Source organism: Caenispirillum bisanense (genome assembly GCF_039523075.1).
GTDB lineage: Bacteria > Pseudomonadota > Alphaproteobacteria > Rhodospirillales > Rhodospirillaceae > Caenispirillum > Caenispirillum bisanense.
The window spans coordinates 1-506 of sequence record NZ_BAAAEP010000151.1 but is presented as its reverse complement, the minus strand read 5'-3'; the positions used below and the strand labels follow the sequence as shown (position 1 = coordinate 506).

The 506-nt window shown below is 47.0% G+C and carries 2 protein-coding genes; both read right to left on the bottom strand.

Going from position 1 to position 506, the window contains the following annotated elements; all coding sequences use genetic code 11:
- Positions 1-149, bottom strand: a 149-nt coding sequence (locus ABD056_RS22960; RefSeq protein ID WP_425545082.1) for a site-specific integrase, incomplete at its 3' end; no start/stop codon positions are given.
- A partial coding sequence (locus ABD056_RS22870) for a DUF484 family protein (protein WP_343870613.1) occupies positions 150-506 on the bottom strand: 357 nt, incomplete at its 5' end.

Genomic DNA, 506 nt, shown 5'->3' with positions numbered 1-506 from the left:
GCCTGTTCACCCACCTGACTGGCCACAGCAGAAAGTTGCAATTGATAGCTGCTGAGCGTTTTGTCGCTATAACCCCGTTCATGCTTTAAATAAGCCAGGAAAGCCGACAAGTCGGCTTGCCAATGATCAAGTTCAGCAGGCAGTGTCATTTAAATAGCAGTTGGTAAAACGGCTACTACCAGCTTCGCCAGATGGTCCAAAAATAAGGTATCCATGCCTGGCTGGAAATGCTCGTCTGAATCACTGCCAAAGGCCAGCAGGAACTGTTGATCTTCCGATAGCTTTAACAGCTGCAAGGATACAGAATGAATATGAGATTCAAACAATGCCGACATTTCGTCGCGGTTCATCCGGCCAAAATAATAACTTTTGCCACTTAAACGGCGCTGCAATATGAGTTGCAACTGCGCAACCTGATCGGTGTTCTGCTGCAAATCAACCAACACACAACTTTGGACATGAGGCAATTTAGCGGTAAAAGCCTGCAATGCCTGCAGTAATGCGGG